Source organism: Caulobacter sp. LjRoot300, from assembly GCF_964253875.1.
In the GTDB taxonomy this organism is placed as follows: Bacteria; Pseudomonadota; Alphaproteobacteria; order Caulobacterales; family Caulobacteraceae; genus Caulobacter.
In genome coordinates this window covers 376,457-390,457 of the sequence record NZ_CAXUSA020000001.1, presented here as the reverse complement: position 1 = coordinate 390,457, position 14,001 = coordinate 376,457, and the positions used below count along the sequence as shown (strand labels likewise).

Annotated in this window: 16 protein-coding genes and 1 pseudogene; 11 read left to right on the top strand and 6 right to left on the bottom strand. The window is 67.9% G+C overall.

Annotation, left to right across the window (positions count from 1 at the left end; translation table 11 throughout):
- Nucleotides 1-24: 24 nt before the first annotated feature.
- The 4 genes from ACSQ2G_RS01825 to ACSQ2G_RS01810 form a co-directional block, all read right to left on the bottom strand.
- Nucleotides 25-861 (bottom strand): class I SAM-dependent methyltransferase, encoded by an 837-nt coding sequence (locus tag ACSQ2G_RS01825; protein WP_436027806.1) that lies wholly within the window; start codon nt 859-861, stop codon nt 25-27.
- 121 nt (nt 862-982) lie between these two features.
- The gene (locus tag ACSQ2G_RS01820; RefSeq protein ID WP_436027804.1) at nt 983-1,465 is read right to left on the bottom strand and encodes an Hpt domain-containing protein; all 483 of its coding nucleotides are present in this window, start codon (nt 1,463-1,465) and stop codon (nt 983-985) included.
- A gap of 119 nt (nt 1,466-1,584) precedes the next feature.
- Nucleotides 1,585-2,367 (bottom strand): NAD kinase, encoded by a 783-nt coding sequence (locus tag ACSQ2G_RS01815; protein WP_436027802.1) that lies wholly within the window; start codon nt 2,365-2,367, stop codon nt 1,585-1,587.
- 213 nt (nt 2,368-2,580) lie between these two features.
- Nucleotides 2,581-3,669: a DUF2336 domain-containing protein gene (locus ACSQ2G_RS01810; protein WP_436028908.1), complete on the bottom strand. Its 1,089-nt coding sequence runs from the start codon at nt 3,667-3,669 to the stop codon at nt 2,581-2,583.
- Nucleotides 3,670-3,840: 171 nt separating this feature from the next.
- Here ACSQ2G_RS01810 and glpK point away from each other — a divergent pair, with 171 nt between their 5' ends.
- From glpK to ACSQ2G_RS01795, 3 genes and pseudogenes are all read left to right on the top strand, one after another.
- Nucleotides 3,841-5,331 (top strand): glycerol kinase GlpK, encoded by a 1,491-nt coding sequence (glpK, locus tag ACSQ2G_RS01805; RefSeq protein ID WP_436027800.1) that lies wholly within the window; start codon nt 3,841-3,843, stop codon nt 5,329-5,331.
- Between the two features lie 14 nt (nt 5,332-5,345).
- A complete protein-coding gene (locus ACSQ2G_RS01800; protein ID WP_436027798.1) occupies nt 5,346-6,296 on the top strand; it encodes an SMP-30/gluconolactonase/LRE family protein in 951 nt (316 codons plus the stop codon).
- 7 nt (nt 6,297-6,303) lie between these two features.
- Nucleotides 6,304-6,383, top strand: a pseudogene (locus ACSQ2G_RS01795) (hypothetical protein); the annotation flags it as partial.
- Nucleotides 6,384-6,409: 26 nt separating this feature from the next.
- Here the strand turns inward: ACSQ2G_RS01795 and ACSQ2G_RS01790 are convergent.
- Entirely contained in the window at nt 6,410-7,087 is a 678-nt protein-coding gene (locus ACSQ2G_RS01790) for a uracil-DNA glycosylase (RefSeq protein WP_436027796.1), read from the bottom strand.
- 2 nt (nt 7,088-7,089) lie between these two features.
- On the bottom strand, nt 7,090-7,701 hold the full coding sequence (locus ACSQ2G_RS01785; RefSeq protein WP_436027794.1) for an NYN domain-containing protein: 612 nt from the start codon (nt 7,699-7,701) through the stop codon (nt 7,090-7,092).
- Between the two features lie 56 nt (nt 7,702-7,757).
- Here ACSQ2G_RS01785 and folK point away from each other — a divergent pair, with 56 nt between their 5' ends.
- The 8 genes from folK (at nt 7,758) to rpoZ (ending at nt 13,969) form a co-directional block, all read left to right on the top strand.
- Nucleotides 7,758-8,234 carry a 2-amino-4-hydroxy-6-hydroxymethyldihydropteridine diphosphokinase gene (gene folK / locus ACSQ2G_RS01780; protein WP_436028906.1) on the top strand — a complete coding sequence of 159 codons (477 nt, stop codon included), beginning with the start codon at nt 7,758-7,760 and terminating at the stop codon, nt 8,232-8,234.
- A gap of 71 nt (nt 8,235-8,305) precedes the next feature.
- Nucleotides 8,306-8,587, top strand: a complete 282-nt coding sequence (locus ACSQ2G_RS01775; RefSeq protein WP_310087167.1) for a type II toxin-antitoxin system RelE/ParE family toxin — start codon at nt 8,306-8,308, stop codon at nt 8,585-8,587.
- A 24-nt stretch (nt 8,588-8,611) separates the two neighbouring features.
- Nucleotides 8,612-8,929, top strand: coding sequence for a HigA family addiction module antitoxin (locus ACSQ2G_RS01770; RefSeq protein WP_310087165.1), 318 nt, complete (start codon nt 8,612-8,614; stop codon nt 8,927-8,929).
- Between the two features lie 130 nt (nt 8,930-9,059).
- The gene (locus ACSQ2G_RS01765) at nt 9,060-11,135 is read left to right on the top strand and encodes a M13 family metallopeptidase (RefSeq protein WP_436027792.1); all 2,076 of its coding nucleotides are present in this window, start codon (nt 9,060-9,062) and stop codon (nt 11,133-11,135) included.
- Between the two features lie 31 nt (nt 11,136-11,166).
- Nucleotides 11,167-11,766, top strand: a complete 600-nt coding sequence (locus ACSQ2G_RS01760) for a YdeI/OmpD-associated family protein (protein WP_436027790.1) — start codon at nt 11,167-11,169, stop codon at nt 11,764-11,766.
- An 85-nt stretch (nt 11,767-11,851) separates the two neighbouring features.
- On the top strand, nt 11,852-12,367 hold the full coding sequence (locus ACSQ2G_RS01755; protein WP_436027788.1) for a cupin domain-containing protein: 516 nt from the start codon (nt 11,852-11,854) through the stop codon (nt 12,365-12,367).
- A gap of 581 nt (nt 12,368-12,948) precedes the next feature.
- Nucleotides 12,949-13,386, top strand: coding sequence for a DUF4279 domain-containing protein (locus tag ACSQ2G_RS01750; RefSeq protein ID WP_436027786.1), 438 nt, complete (start codon nt 12,949-12,951; stop codon nt 13,384-13,386).
- 223 nt (nt 13,387-13,609) lie between these two features.
- The gene (rpoZ, locus tag ACSQ2G_RS01745; protein WP_007671240.1) at nt 13,610-13,969 is read left to right on the top strand and encodes a DNA-directed RNA polymerase subunit omega; all 360 of its coding nucleotides are present in this window, start codon (nt 13,610-13,612) and stop codon (nt 13,967-13,969) included.
- Nucleotides 13,970-14,001: the final 32 nt, after the last annotated feature.

Sequence of the window (14,001 nt, the reverse complement as noted above, 5' to 3'; positions counted from 1 at the left end):
GCGCCTAGCGGGTATCGAGCCCGATCAAGTCGCGGCGAGCAGGACATGGCCGCCCCGCTCGGGCGCATGTCGCGCGACGACGGGCCAGTAGCGCCGGGCCAGGTCGGGCGGTCCGAGATCCTCGATGGCGACGAAACCCAGGTCCCGGAGCAGCGCGTGCAGGACGGCGGGCTCGAAATAGCTGAGCCAGGGTTCGCCCAGCGCCGCCACCCGCTCGGCCCTCAGGGCGTGCGCGGCGCGAGCCTCGTCCGAGAGCGCCGAAGGCGGGTCGGCATAGTCGAACACCACGGCCGAGCCCGGCAGGCCGCCGATCACCGCCAGGGTGGCGCGAACGGCTTGCGGCGTCAGATAGGGAACCACGCCCAGCCACACGAAGAACGCGGGCCGGCGGTCGTCGAATCCAGCGTTTCGCAGACCGTCCAGCAAGGTGTCGCGCTCGAAATCGACGGCGGCGTAGACCACATCGCCCGGTGCGGTCACGCCGGCCTCGCCCAGTCGGCGACGCTTCCAGGCCTGGGTGGCGGGATGGTCGACCTCGAACACCTTGAGGCGGTCGGCGAAGGGGTTGCGATAGGCGAAGGTGTCCAGGCCCGCCCCCAGCACGACCAGCTGGTCCAGGCCGCGCCCCTCGACGGCGCGGGCCAGGGCGGTTTCCGCAAACGCCGCGCGGGCGGCGATGAAGGCCCGCATGCCCCGCCGTTCCGGATGGGCCAGGGCGTCGCGCGCGACCGTCTCGGCGTCGAGGCCCAGGATCGGCAGGGCCAGCGGATCGGCGAAGATCCGGCCGCTCTCAAGCACCTGATGCGCGGCCCGGTGCGTCGCCGCCATCCAGGCCGTGCGGCTGGGTTCTCTCTCGATCATGCGGCGTCCCCGGTCGGTCCAGTTGTCGACATGGGAAGGCCAGGCGCGATCGGCGAGGCTCGACGCAAAGAAAAAGCCCCGGCGCTGGCCGGGGCTCCCCAGGTTGTTCGATGCAGGCCGATCAGCCGGCCAGATATTCCGCCACGCGGCCTTCCAGCTCGGCGGCCAGGACCTTGCCCACCGGATGGGTGTCGACCTTGATGTCGTCGCGGACGCAGGCCTTGATGGCGTCGATGTGGGCGTCGACCAGGAACATCGGGGCCGAGAGGCGCGTCGCCGGATCGTCGATCAGCTTGCACAGCGAGCCGGCCAGGCGGGTGATCAGCGGGAATTCGTAGGTGGAGCCCAGACCCTTCAGGTCGTGGGCGCGCAGGTAGAGGGTCTCGACCGTCTGGGCGGTCAGGCCCTGGGCGTGGACGTCCTGGCGGGCGACCTCCAGCTTGACGATCTCGTCGTCCAGCCACTGGGCGAAGTTGCCCGACAGGCTTTTCAGGGCGGCCTCGGCCTTGGCGATCGCCGCCATGTCGATCCCGCCTCGTCCCCCAACCTTGAGCTTGAGCATGTTCGGCACCTGAATCACTTCCGCGGCGGACTTGTTGGTCACGGACGCTTCTCCCTGGGCATTGGTCTGAAATATAGGATCAAGGCGTTAACATTAGATGAGACGCCGGTTTCTGTCAGACCAATGGGCAGGGACGCCCAGACCAATAACCCTTCGTGTTGTCAGGCCGAGAACTGCTCCGTCAAAACCCGTTCCTCTAGGCTTCGACCTGCGTCGAAGAGCATGGAGAGGCTGGCGCTGCTATCCTCGGCGATGTGGACCTCGACGACGTCGCGAACTTCAAAATTGTCGGCCACGGCGCTTACCGGTCTCTTATCGCACTCCAGGATCTCGAACGTCACCCTAGCGGTCTGCGGCAAAAGCGCGCCACGCCAGCGCCGGGGGCGGAACGCGCTGATCGGGGTCAGGGCCAGGACCTGGGCCCCGATCGGGATGATCGGGCCGTGGGCCGACAGGTTGTAGGCCGTGGAGCCGGCCGGGGTGGCCAGCAGGGCGCCGTCGCAGACCAACTCGCCCATCCGCACCTTGCCGTCGATGCTGATGCGCAGCTTGGCGGTCTGGCGGGTCTGGCGCAGCAGCGAGACTTCGTTGATGGCCAAGGCCCGGTGCTGCTTGCGGTTGGCGTCGATGGCGACCATGGCCAGCGGGTGGATCACGGCCCGCTCGGCGACGTTGATCCGCTCCAGCAGGCCGTCCTCGCTGTACTCGTTCATCAGGAAACCGACCGAGCCGCGGTTCATGCCGTAGATCGGCGTCTGGCGCTGCAAGGTGTCGTGCAGGGTCTCCAGCATGAAGCCGTCGCCGCCCAGGGCGACGATCACCTGCGCGGATTCGTCGCCGACGTCGCCGTAGCGGCCGCGCAGGCGCTCCATCGCCTCCTGCGCCTCGGGGCGGTCACTGGCCTTGAAGGTCAGGCGAGTCACGAAGGGCAGGGGCTGGAACATGCCGCCAAGAGGCTGGATCGGCGGCGGGTTGTCAAACCTGGGTTTTGGTATGAGCGACCTGGTGGTCGGCGCTCTCAAAAGCTTGTCATCCCGGACAAGCGAAGCGCCGATCCAGGACCGCCGGAAGCGCTGAGTTCACGCGCCGGTCCCGGATCTGCGCGCTACGCGCTTGTCCGGGATGACAACGAAGGGGGCGAAAGTGGACGGTCCTGCTTAAGCTGCGCTGACGGCCCGGCGAAACGCCATGGCCGCGATGTCGGGGGCGAAGGGGCCGAAGGCGCCGCTGGCCTTGCGGGCGGCTTCGGCGCCGCCGCCCGGACGGCCGCCGTTCAGTTCGCGCACATGGGCCAGAATGGTCGGGAACACGCTGCGGTCGATGCCGACGGCCGAGCAGGCCAGGGCCAGCAGCTCAGGACGATTGCTGTCGACCGCCCGCCGCACCTGGCGGATGTCGAACTGGCCCAGGCGCGCCAGGGCGAACAGGAACAGCGGCAGGCGGCGCTCGCGCAGCACCCGCAGCAGGTAGCCAGGACGGAGTTGGCCGGCCGCGTCCAGCTTCTCGACCAGGGCGGCCTCCATTTCCTCACGGTCCTCGGCCTGCTCGACGACGGGGCGGTCGACGACGGCGGTCGCGCCGGAATGGGCGCCGCGCAGGGCGGTTTCGACGGCCTTGGCCATCCTGTCGGGATCCAGCTGGAAGCGGGCGGTCAGGGCGTCGCGCAGGGCGCGGCCCACCCACAGGTACAGCTGCTCGGCCAGGTCGCCGGAGAGGTTGGGATGCCGGGCCAGGGGCGAGCGCAGGGCGACCACGTCGCGGGCCCTGTCGACCAGGCGGCGCAGGCCCTCGGGCGAGATCTGGGCGGTCGGGTTGGAGGCCAGGGCGGTCAGCACGGCCGACTCGTCCTTGGCCAGGATGGCGTCGACCACCGCCGGCGACAGCTGCGGGCGCCGGGCGATCTCGATCTGGTGCTCCAGCGTGGCCTGGACCAGCAGGCGGATCAGGTCGCGGTCCCGCAGGACCGGGCTGCGGGCGATGATCGGCCGGGCGATCTCGATCTCGTCCAGGGCCAGGATGTTGATCAGGGCCGGCGGCGCCCAGGCGGCGTCGGCCAGGCTCTGGGCCAGGCGGGCGCGGATGTCGCGCTCGGCCTCGACAACCAAGGTCATGAAGATCGAGTCGAGCAGGATCTGGACCTCGGGCGCGGTCGGGCGGCCCTCGGCCTGGCCGGCGTCGCACATCTCCACGATGCCGGCGAGCAGGCGCTCGCGGTCGGCCGGCTCGCGGCTGCGGGCCAGGGACAGAAGCTGCGCGGTCTGGGCGGACTGGTTCACCAGCCTCCTCGAAATCCAAGCCTAACCAAGTCGGACCTTGGCGGCGTCAGATGAAAACATGCTTAAACAGGGGAATCACGCACCGACGATGACAAGCGTCGCGATGCCGCGGAAAAGAGAACGCCAGGGAGACGCTGACGCATGGGCCAACCTCTGATCCTCGCGCTCGACCAGGGCACCACCAGCACCCGGGCCATCCTGTTCCAGACCGACGGCAAGCCGGTCTGCGACGCCAGCCGGCCGCTGCGCCAGAGCTATCCCCGCGACGGCTGGGTCGAGCATGACGCCGACGAGATCTACGCCGCCTGCGTGGGCGTGCTGCGCGACGCCGTCGAAAAATGCGATCGCGACAGCGCCGACATCGTCGCCCTGGGGATCACCAACCAGCGCGAGACCGTGGTGGTCTGGGACAAGGCCACCGGCCGCCCGATCCATCCGGCCATCGTCTGGCAGGACCGCCGCACGGCTGATGTCTGCGACCGGCTGCGCGACGAAGGCCACGAGCCGGCGGTCACCGCCGCCACCGGCTTGCTGCTGGACCCCTATTTCTCGGGCACCAAGATCGCCTGGATCCTCGACAAGGTTCCGGGGGCGCGCCGCCGGGCCGAGGCGGGCGAGTTGCTGTGCGGCACGATCGACAGCTGGGTCATCTGGCGGCTGACGGGAAAAGGGGCGCACGTCACCGACGCCACCAACGCCTCGCGCACCCTGCTGTTCGACATCCAGGCCCAGGACTGGTCGGACGAAATGCTGGCCCTGCTGGACGTGCCGCGCGCCCTGCTGCCGGCGGTGCTGGACTGCGCCGCCGACTACGGCCGGGTGACGCCCGACATCCTGGGCCGGCCCCTGCCGATCCGCGGCGTGGCCGGCGACCAACAGGCGGCGCTGATGGGGCAGGGCTGCATCCATCCGGGCGAGATGAAGGTCACCTACGGCACCGGCGGCTTCATGCTGGTCAACACTGGCGAGACCCGGCCGCATTCGGCGTCGCGACTGCTGACCACGGTGGCGGCGCGGGTGGGCGGACGGACGACCTACGCCCTGGAGGGCTCGATCTTCGTGGCCGGGGCGGCGATCCAGTGGCTGAACGAGGGGCTGGGGGTCACCGGCGGCCCGCGCGGGGCCGAGGCCCTGGCCCGCTCGGCCCGGGCCGAGCACGGGGTGGTGGTGGTTCCGGCCTTCACCGGCCTGGGCGCGCCCTGGTGGGACGCCGAGGCGCGCGGCGCGGTGTTCGGCCTGACCCGTGACGCCGGCCTGGCCGAGATCGCCCAGGCCACTTTCGATTCCTGCGTCTTCCAGGGCCGCGACCTGATCGAGGCCATGCGCGCCGACGCCCCCTCGGCCTTCGAGGACGCCGCCCTGCGCATCGACGGCGGCATGGCCAAGAGCGCCTGGTTCAGCCAGCGCCTGGCCGACCTGACCGGCCTGCCCGTGCACCGCGCCAGCTACCAGGAGACCACCGCCCTGGGCGCGGCCCTGTTCGCCGGAGTGGGGGCGGGGATCTACGACTCGGTCGAGGACGCGGTGAAGGCGCGGCCGGAGGCGGAGGTGCTGACGCCGGCGGTGAGCGTCAATGTGCGCGAGGAGGCCTATGCCCGCTGGCTGGATGCGCTGCCGAGGGTGCGATCGTGAGCGAGGCGCCCGTCGTGACCTATCCTGCCGTCGGCCAGATCCACCGCCTTTCCCCCAAGCTCGACGCCGTTGTCGCCCCGGACGCGCAGATTCAGCAGTTGGCCGACGGTTTCGTCTGGGCCGAGGGGCCGGTCTGGGTGCGCGATGGCGGCTACCTGGTGTTCTCCGACGTGCCGGGCAACGTCATGTACCGCTGGAGCGAGGCGGACGGCGTCAGCGAGGTCCTGAACCCGTCGGGCTACGACGGCCCGCCCACCGACGCCTTCGCCGAACCGGGCCAGAACGGCATGGCGCTGGACGCCGCCGGCCACCTGCTGGCCTGCGACCATGGCAACCGCGCCCTGGCCAGGATCGACCTGAAGACGCTCGAGAAGACCTTCCTGCTCGACCGCTGGCAGGGCAAGCGGTTCAACAGCCCCAACGACCTGGCCGTGGCGGCGACGGGGGCGATCTATTTCACCGACCCGACCTACGGCCTGAAGGGCCGTAACGCCTCGCCGCTGCGCGAGCTGGACTTCAACGGCGTCTATTGCCTGGCGCCCGATGGGACGCTGGTCCTGCTGGACGCCGAGCTGACCTTCCCGAACGGGATCGCCCTGTCGCCCGACCAGAGCCGGCTCTATGTCTCGGTGTCGGACCCGGACGACCCCAAGCTGATGGTCTACGACCTGGGCCCGGACGGTCTGCCGACGAGCAAGGCGCTGTTCTTCGACGCCAGGCCGTTGCGTGAGGCCGGCGGTCCGGGCCTGCCCGACGGCATGTGCCTGGACACCGACGGCCGGCTCTACGCCACCGGCCCGGGCGGGGTGATGGTGCTGACGCCGCGGGCCGAGCTGATCGGGGTGATCGAGACGGGCACGGCCATCGCCAATTGCGCGTTCGGCGAGGACGGGCGCACCCTGTTCCTGGCCTCGAACCACACCCTGGCGCAGGTGCGGCTGAAGACGACGGGACTGGTGTGGTGAAGGCTTTGCGTCCTTCGAGGCTCGCCTACGGCTCGCACCTCAGGATGAGGAATTCAGCAAAACGCTCCTCATCCTGAGGCGCCCGCGTAGCGGGCCTCGAAGGACGCAAAGCGCTACGGATTGGCGTCCAGATAGGCCTTCACCCGCTCGAACAACGCCTCGAACATCGGCGTCGTCAGCCGGCCGGTGTTCGTGTTCAGCCGCGAGCAGTGATAGCTGTTGAACACCCGGTAGGGCCCGGCCTGGAACTCCGTGCCATGGCCGGGAAGGCCGGCCGAGGCCTTCAGGCCCAGGGCCTTGAGCAGGTTGCGGCGCGAGACGTCGCCCAGGGTGACGATGGCCTTGAGGTTGGGGAACATCTCCAGCCGCGCCGTCAGGAACGGCCGGCAGTTGTTCTCCTCGGACGTCTCGGGCTTGTTGCCGGGCGGGGCGCAGCGGACGGCGTTGGTCACCGCGCTGCCGATCAGCTTCAGGGAGTCGTCGGGCCGGGCCTCGAACTTGCCGGTGGCGAAGCCGTACTTGATCAGGGTGTCGTAGAGCAGGGTCCCGGCATAGTCGCCGGTGAACGGCCGGCCGGTGCGGTTGGCGCCCTTGCGGCCGGGGGCCAGGCCCACGACCAGCAGCCGCGCCTCATGGTCGCCGAACGACGGGGCCGGGCCGTTGAACCAGTCGGGATACAGGTCCTGGTTCTCGCGGCGATAGGCCACCAGGCGCGGGCAGCGCGGGCAGTCGCGCGGCGGCTCGGCGGGCGAGGGCACGACCTCGCCGGGGATGTTGGAGTGCTGGCCCATGCTCAGTCTTCGTCGGCGTCGTCGTCGTCACGCCGTTCCGGACCGCGCGCCGGCTCGGTGACGAAGCGGGGCAGGGGGTTGGACCGCTGCGGCCGGCCGATGATGGCGCCCAGGTCGGCGAGGTCGACGAAGTTGTCGGCCTGGCGGCGCAGGTCGTCGCTGGTCATCGGCGGCTGGCTCTTCATCGTCGAGACCACGGTGACGCGCCGGCCCTTGCGCTGCACCGCCTCGACCAGGGCGCGAAAGTCGCCGTCGCCCGAGAACAGCACCAGGTGGTCGACGGTGGCGGCCATCTCCAGCATGTCGACGGCGATCTCGATGTCCATGTCACCGCGCCAGCGCTTGCGGCCCTGGCTGTCGGTGAATTCGCGGGCCGGCTTGGTCACCAGGGTGAAGCCATTGTAGTCCAGCCAGTCGACCAGGGGCCGGATCGGGGAATACTCCTCGTTCTCGGCGATGGCGGTGTAGTAGTAGGCGCGCACCAGGATCCCGCGCTTGCGGAACTCGTCCAGCAGCTTGCGGTAGTCGATGTCGAAGCCCAGCGCCTTGGCGGCGGAGAAGAAGTTGGCCCCGTCGATGAACAGCGCCAGGCGCTCGGTCGGGTAGAAGGTCACGTGATCGGAATTCCTTGAAAAATCAGCACGATCAAAAATGGCTGGATGAAATCGCGGTGGTCGCCCTGGGTTGCAGTCTGCCTGGATCCTATCCGAGTCGCGAGGCGCTGTTGGAGGCCGCGCTCGCGGCCCTGGCGGACGAAGGGCTGACGGCGGCCGCCCGCTCGTCCTGGTGGACCTCGGCCGCTTGGCCCGACCCGACCGCGCCAGCCTATCTCAACGGCGTGGCCTTGGTCGAGACGGCGTTGGTGGCGGTCGACCTGCTGGCGGCCTTGCACCGCATCGAAGCCCGTTTCGGCCGCGTGCGCGCCGAGGCCAACGCCCCCCGCACCCTGGACCTGGACCTCATCGCCCATGGTCGGACGGTGACCGAGGCGGGATTGATCGTCCCTCACCCTCGGGCCCATGAGCGTCTGTTCGTGATGGGACCGCTGGCGGAGATCGCGCCCGACTGGCGTCACCCGGTCAACGACCGAACGGCGGCGGACTTGGCCGCGACGGCGACGGTGGGACGCGACGCGCGCTCCCAATGAAAGTGTAGTGCGATGCGCTACAAGTTCTTGCATGTGTAGCGTCATGAGCTACAATCTGTCGGGGAGGGCCGATGATCCAGAGTTGGAAAGGAAGGCTGATCCAGCAGGTCTTCGAAGGTGAAAGTCCCAAGGGCTTCCCCGGCGATCTCCTCGTGGTGACCCGTCGACGGCTGCAAGCGCTAGACGCCGCGACCCAGGTCGAGGATTTGCGCACGCCGCCCGGCAATCGTCTTCATCGACTGGTTCACGACAGGGCGGGCCAATGGTCGATCAGCGTCAACGACCAATTCCGGATCTGCTTCGAGTGGGGCGTCAACGGCCCCGAGAGCGTTGAATTCGTCGACTATCACTGATGTCGACCGACACGGGACAATAGGATGACTATCCGCGACTACACGACCTTCAAGACGCCGCTGGCCCACCCCGGCGAGCATTTGCGCGAGGACTATCTGCCGGCCTTCAATTTGTCGGCGGGTGGCTTGGCCAAGGCCATGGGCCTCAAGGATCGCAGTCGGGTGGAGCAGTTGGTACGCGAGCAACGATCGGTGACGGCCGATACGGCGTTGCGCCTTGGGCGCGTGTTCGGAACTTCGGCCGAATATTGGATGAACCTGCAAGCGCAGCACGATCTGTCGAAGGACGCGATCGCCAGTCGCGAGGCGCTCGCCGCGATCAAGCCGCTGAGCGCCGCCTAGCCGGGATTGTCGCCCGCCAACATTGCCAAACTTTAATTCGCGGCCCGCCGGCCTCGGCCCAATAGTCCGCCCCAAACTTCGCGCTGAGCGCGGCCGCCTCGCCCGGCGCGCGCCTTGGGGAACGTCTCGCATGTCCTTCACCCGTTCGCTGCTCGCCTGCGTCGCCGCCTGCGCGCTGCTGTCCGCCGCTCCCGCCTTCACCTCGGCCGCCTGGGCCGGTGACAAGAGCGGCGTCGACCAGACCAGCTTCGACAGGTCGGTGGCGCCGGGGAGCGACTTCTGGACCTACGCCAACGGCGAATGGATCAAGGCCCACCCGATCCCGGCCGACCGCAGCAGCTACGGCAAGAGCGCGGTGATGGTCGAGGAAGCCGCCAAGCGGACCGTCGACCTGATCCAGGCCGCGGCCCAAAACAAGGGCATGGGGGCCGGCGGCGCGGGCGACGGCCAGAAGGTCGGCGACTACTATGCCAGCTACATGGACGAGGCGGCGATCGAGACCAAGGGGATCACGCCGCTGAAGGCCGACCTGGCCCGCATCGCCGCGATCAAGGACAGGAAGGCCCTGGCCGCGGTGCTGGGCGGCAATGTCCGCGCCGACGTCGACGCCCTCAACTCCACCGACTTCTATACCGACAACGTGCTGGGCCTGTGGGTCTCGCCGGCGTTCGACGACACCAGCCAGTACGCGCCGTTCCTGCTGCAGGGCGGCCTGGGGATGCCAGACCGGCAATACTATATCGGCGACGACGCCGCGATGCGGGAGGCGCGCGCCAAGTACGTGGCCCATGTCGCCAAGATCCTGACCCTTGGGGGCGTGGCCGACGCCGAGGCCAAGGCGGCGCGGATCATGGCCCTGGAAACCCGGATCGCCCAGGCCTCGGGCAGCCGCGCCGACAGCGCCGACGTCCAGAAGGCCAACAACAGCTGGACCCAGGCCGATTTCGCGACCAAGGCCCCGGGCCTGGACTGGAAGACCTTCTTCACGGCCGCGGGCCTGGCCGACCAGCCGCGCTTCATCGTCTGGCACCCGACCATGGTCGTGGGCCTGGGCAAGGTCGTCGAGACGGAGAGCCTGGAGACCTGGAAGGACTACCTGACCTTCCACCTGCTGGACCACTACAGCAATCTGCTGCCCAAGGCCTTCGTCGACGAGCGCTTCGCCTTCTACGGCGCGGCCCTGCAGGGCACGCCGCAACTGGCGGTCCGCTGGAAGCGGGGCGTCAACTCGACCAACGCCGTGCTGGGCGAGGCGGTCGGCCAGCTCTATGTCGACAAGTATTTCCCGGCCCAGTCCAAGGCCGAGGTCTCGGCCATGGTCGACACCATGAAGGCCGCTTTCGAAAAGCGCATCGACGGCTTGGACTGGATGGCGCCCGAGACCAAGGCCGAGGCCCATCGCAAGGTCGAGGTGCTGAAGGTCGGCGTCGGCTATCCGGACAAATGGCGCGACTATTCGGGCCTGACGATCGTGCGCGGCGACGCCCTGGGCAACCTCCAGCGTTCGGAGGCTTTCGACTACGCGACGGCCAAGGCCAAGCTGGGCAAGCCGGTGGATCGCGGCGAGTGGGTGATGACGCCCCAGACCGTCAACGCCGTGAACCTGCCGATGCTGAACGGCCTGAACTTCCCGGCCGCCATCCTGCAGGCTCCCAACTTCGATTCCAGCTACGACGCCGCCGCCAACTACGGCGCGATCGGGGCCACCATCGGCCACGAGATCAGCCACAGCTTCGACGACCAGGGCGCGCAGTTCGACAGCCAGGGTCGCCTGCGCAACTGGTGGACGCCCACCGACTTCGACCACTTCCAGAAGGCCGGCGCGGCCCTGGCCCTGCAGTTCGACGGCTACAGGCCGTTCCCCGACCTGGCCGTGAACGGCAAGCAGACCCTTAGCGAGAACATCGCCGACGTCGCCGGTCTGTCGGCGGCGCTCGACGCCTACCACGCCTCGCTGGGCGGCAAGCCGGCCCCGGTGATCGACGGCCTGACCGGCGACCAGCGGTTCTTCCTGGCCTATGCCCAGAGCTGGCTGACCTATTCGCGGCCCGCTTCGCTGCGCCAGGCGCTGATCACGGACGGCCACGCACCGGCTCAGTACCGCGCCTTGACCGTGCGCAACCTCGACGCCTGGTACGACGCCTTCGGGATCAAGCCGGGCGATCCGCTGTACCTGCCGCCCGCGCAACGCGTGAAGGTCTGGTAGGGCGGGGCGGGCCATGCCGAGGAGCCGTTGAATGGCCGCCATCGAGGTCGACCCCGACCACGTCCACGAATTCGTCGATGCCGACGCCTTCCACGACTGGCTCTCGCGTCACCATGACAAGCAGGGCGAGGTGTGGATCAAGATCCACAAGGTCGGCTCGGGCCTGCCCTCGATCACCCCCAAGCAGGCGATCGACGTGGTGCTGTGCTGGGGCTGGATCGACGCGGTGCGCAAGGGCTTCGACGACCAGAGCTTCCTGCAGCGCTACACGCCGCGCGGCAAGAAGAGCGTCTGGAGCCAGATCAATGTCGACAACGTCGCGCGGCTGGTCGCCGAGGGGCGGATGACGCCGCACGGCCTGCGCCAGGTGGAGGCGGCCAAGGCCGACGGGCGCTGGGACCGCGCCTATGGCAGCGGCAAGGGCCTGAAGATCCCCGACGACCTGCAGGCCGCGATCGACGCCAGCCCACAGGCCAAGGCGATGCTGGGCAAGCTCACCGAACAGAACCGCTTCGCCCTGGCGTTCCGCGTCCACAACATGAAAACGGAGGCGGGGCGCAGGAAGAAGATCGAGACCTTCGTCGCGATGTTGGAGCGCGGCGAAACGATCTATCCGCAGAAGCCGCGGTAGGATCCGCGAGCCGATCGCGCCAAGGTCCGAGTCGGGGTGGAAGCGATCGTTCGCGTTTATGGGTTCACGACCTGGGAGAGTTGCGATGAAGACAATGGCCTGGGCTTCAACAATCTGCGCGACGTCGCTCCTCCTCGCCGTCTCGTCGGGCGTCGCCCCCGCTTCCGCGCAGACGAGCGGCGCCCAGGCGGCAGGCCCGTCCGGTTTCGCGAGCGGCGCGGATGTCCAGGCTCAGATCCGCGAGATGCTCGCCGAGATGAAACCCGATCAGGGGTTCATGTGGCGACCCTTGGTCCGCGACGGCGCGACCGTGGCGGCGATCGAAATCTGGAAGAAGCCGGGCCGCCCCGCCGTTCACCCCGCAGAAGCGGAATACGCCATCGTGCTGGAAGGCTCCGGCACGCTTGTTTCCGGCGGCGTCATGGCCGATTCGAAAGTCACCAACGCCAACCTGGTCGAGGGAAGCCGGATCGAGGGCGGCGCGACACGGCCGCTCGGCCCCGGCGACGTCGTCCTGATCCCCGCGGGGGTACCTCACTGGTTCGGGATCACCGGCGACCGGCTGGTGCTCCTGGGGATCAAATTGCCCGGCGCGAAATGACCGATCGTGGGGGCAGTGACGTCCCGTTTCCCGAAGCGCCGAAAGCGGACGCCGCCAATGGCCGTTAGGGGTGGATCGCGGACCTTAGCTGCTCGGACTCGACGGGGGCTGAATGTAGCCGCCGTTCTCCAGCCGAGTTAGAAATATGGCGGTCCACTCATTGTCGGTGTCGGTTAGGGCGGTCCAAATAGGCCAACTCGGCGCAGCTTCAATTCGATGAAGAATTGTCCAATTCAGCCCAAAGGCAGTGTCGCCTGACGGCGGCAAAAGCGACAACAACGCTCTGACATCGTCTTCGGAGATCGGTTGAACGAGCTGATCGAGAAGATCAGTCGCCGCTTTGAGAGGCCCTTCGTCCAAGCTGTCGTCAAGGGTTGGGGCAACGGCCACGAGCTTTCTGACAGCATCCTGCATCCCAAACCCTCGCACGCCTCGTCCCGGAGAACTTAGTCCGCGAGCGATCACCCGCAAGCGGACTTTCCCAGCGTCCACTCAAGCTCGAAAACAGCCGTTGAGCCCGTTTCCTTGGCTGGCCTATATGGACCGGCTTGTTGTTTCATCCTTGGCTGAGGTCGTCCTGAATGATCGAAACCACTTATAGCGTTATGCTGCGTTTCTGGTCTCCGCGACGGTCCCCCGACGAAATATCAACGGCCTTGCAGATTGATCCCGAGCGGTGCTGGAACCAAGGGGCTTCTCGAAATACGCCGCAGGGGACACCGCTGGCTGGTCGCCACAAAGAGAGTTATTGGATGGCGACCCTTATCGAGCGCGCGCCGTATGAGCTAAGCTTGTCGAAAGTAGTCGAAAAGCAACTGAACTTGTTGGACGATAAAAGGGACTTCCTCCGGGGCTTTGTTGAAGACGGGGGGCGATCTGAATTATACATCGGCTGGCACAGCGAGCCCGGTGGTGGTGGCGACGTTTTTGAATATCCGTTGCTGGCTAGAATAGCTGACCTTCGGATCAATTTTGCCTTCGAGGTTTTCTCCCATCAGCGATTGTCCGAGGCTCGCTGAGTCCGCAACGGGTCGAAAGCCACCCCTGGCTCAACACCTGACAGCGGCCGGTCGGCCCGGATCTCATTCCGAAGCTGCCTCCGGCGCCGTCCCGCTGGACTTCTCCAGCCAAACCCGGCATAAGCGCCCCCTCGCGAAAGCCGGGACTCTGCCGATGCGGCGTTGTGTAACGCCGCTCGAGACCCTATTTTGCGATAACCAAGGCTCATAGCCCGAGGAATTCATGGCCCGCGTCACCGTCGAAGATTGCGTCGAGAAGGTTCCCAACCGCTTCGCTCTGGTCCTGCTGTCCGCCCACCGGGCGCGCGGCATCTCGGCCGGCGCCTCGCTGCTCGTCGATCGCGACAACGACAAGAACCCCGTCGTCGCTCTGCGCGAGATCGCCGACGACGTGGTCGATCACGAGGGCCTGAAGGAACAGCTGATCACCACGCTCCAACGCGTGGACGAGCACACCGAAGCCGAGGAAGAGGCCGAAACCCTCGCCCTGCTGGCTGATCCCACCCACATGCAGATGAGCGAACTGGAACTGGTCCGCGCCCTGCAGAGCGACCGCGACGGCGGTCAGGAGGAGCGGTACTGAGCCCCGACGGCGCAGACCCTCTCATTCTCGAA

What these genes read in the sequence shown, in the direction of transcription:
- rpoZ (WP_007671240.1), top strand. Translation starts at nt 13,610, where the DNA reads ATGGCCCGCGTCACCGTCGAAGATTGCGTCGAGAAGGTTCCCAACCGC.
- ACSQ2G_RS01760 (WP_436027790.1), top strand. Translation starts at nt 11,167, where the DNA reads ATGGCCGCCATCGAGGTCGACCCCGACCACGTCCACGAATTCGTCGAT.
- ACSQ2G_RS01825 (WP_436027806.1), bottom strand. Translation starts at nt 861, where the DNA reads ATGATCGAGAGAGAACCCAGCCGCACGGCCTGGATGGCGGCGACGCAC.
- ACSQ2G_RS01765 (WP_436027792.1), top strand. Translation starts at nt 9,060, where the DNA reads ATGTCCTTCACCCGTTCGCTGCTCGCCTGCGTCGCCGCCTGCGCGCTG.
- glpK (WP_436027800.1), top strand. Translation starts at nt 3,841, where the DNA reads ATGGGCCAACCTCTGATCCTCGCGCTCGACCAGGGCACCACCAGCACC.
- ACSQ2G_RS01775 (WP_310087167.1), top strand. Translation starts at nt 8,306, where the DNA reads ATGATCCAGAGTTGGAAAGGAAGGCTGATCCAGCAGGTCTTCGAAGGT.
- ACSQ2G_RS01755 (WP_436027788.1), top strand. Translation starts at nt 11,852, where the DNA reads ATGAAGACAATGGCCTGGGCTTCAACAATCTGCGCGACGTCGCTCCTC.
- ACSQ2G_RS01815 (WP_436027802.1), bottom strand. Translation starts at nt 2,367, where the DNA reads ATGTTCCAGCCCCTGCCCTTCGTGACTCGCCTGACCTTCAAGGCCAGT.
- ACSQ2G_RS01770 (WP_310087165.1), top strand. Translation starts at nt 8,612, where the DNA reads ATGACTATCCGCGACTACACGACCTTCAAGACGCCGCTGGCCCACCCC.
- ACSQ2G_RS01750 (WP_436027786.1), top strand. Translation starts at nt 12,949, where the DNA reads ATGATCGAAACCACTTATAGCGTTATGCTGCGTTTCTGGTCTCCGCGA.
- ACSQ2G_RS01790 (WP_436027796.1), bottom strand. Translation starts at nt 7,087, where the DNA reads ATGGGCCAGCACTCCAACATCCCCGGCGAGGTCGTGCCCTCGCCCGCC.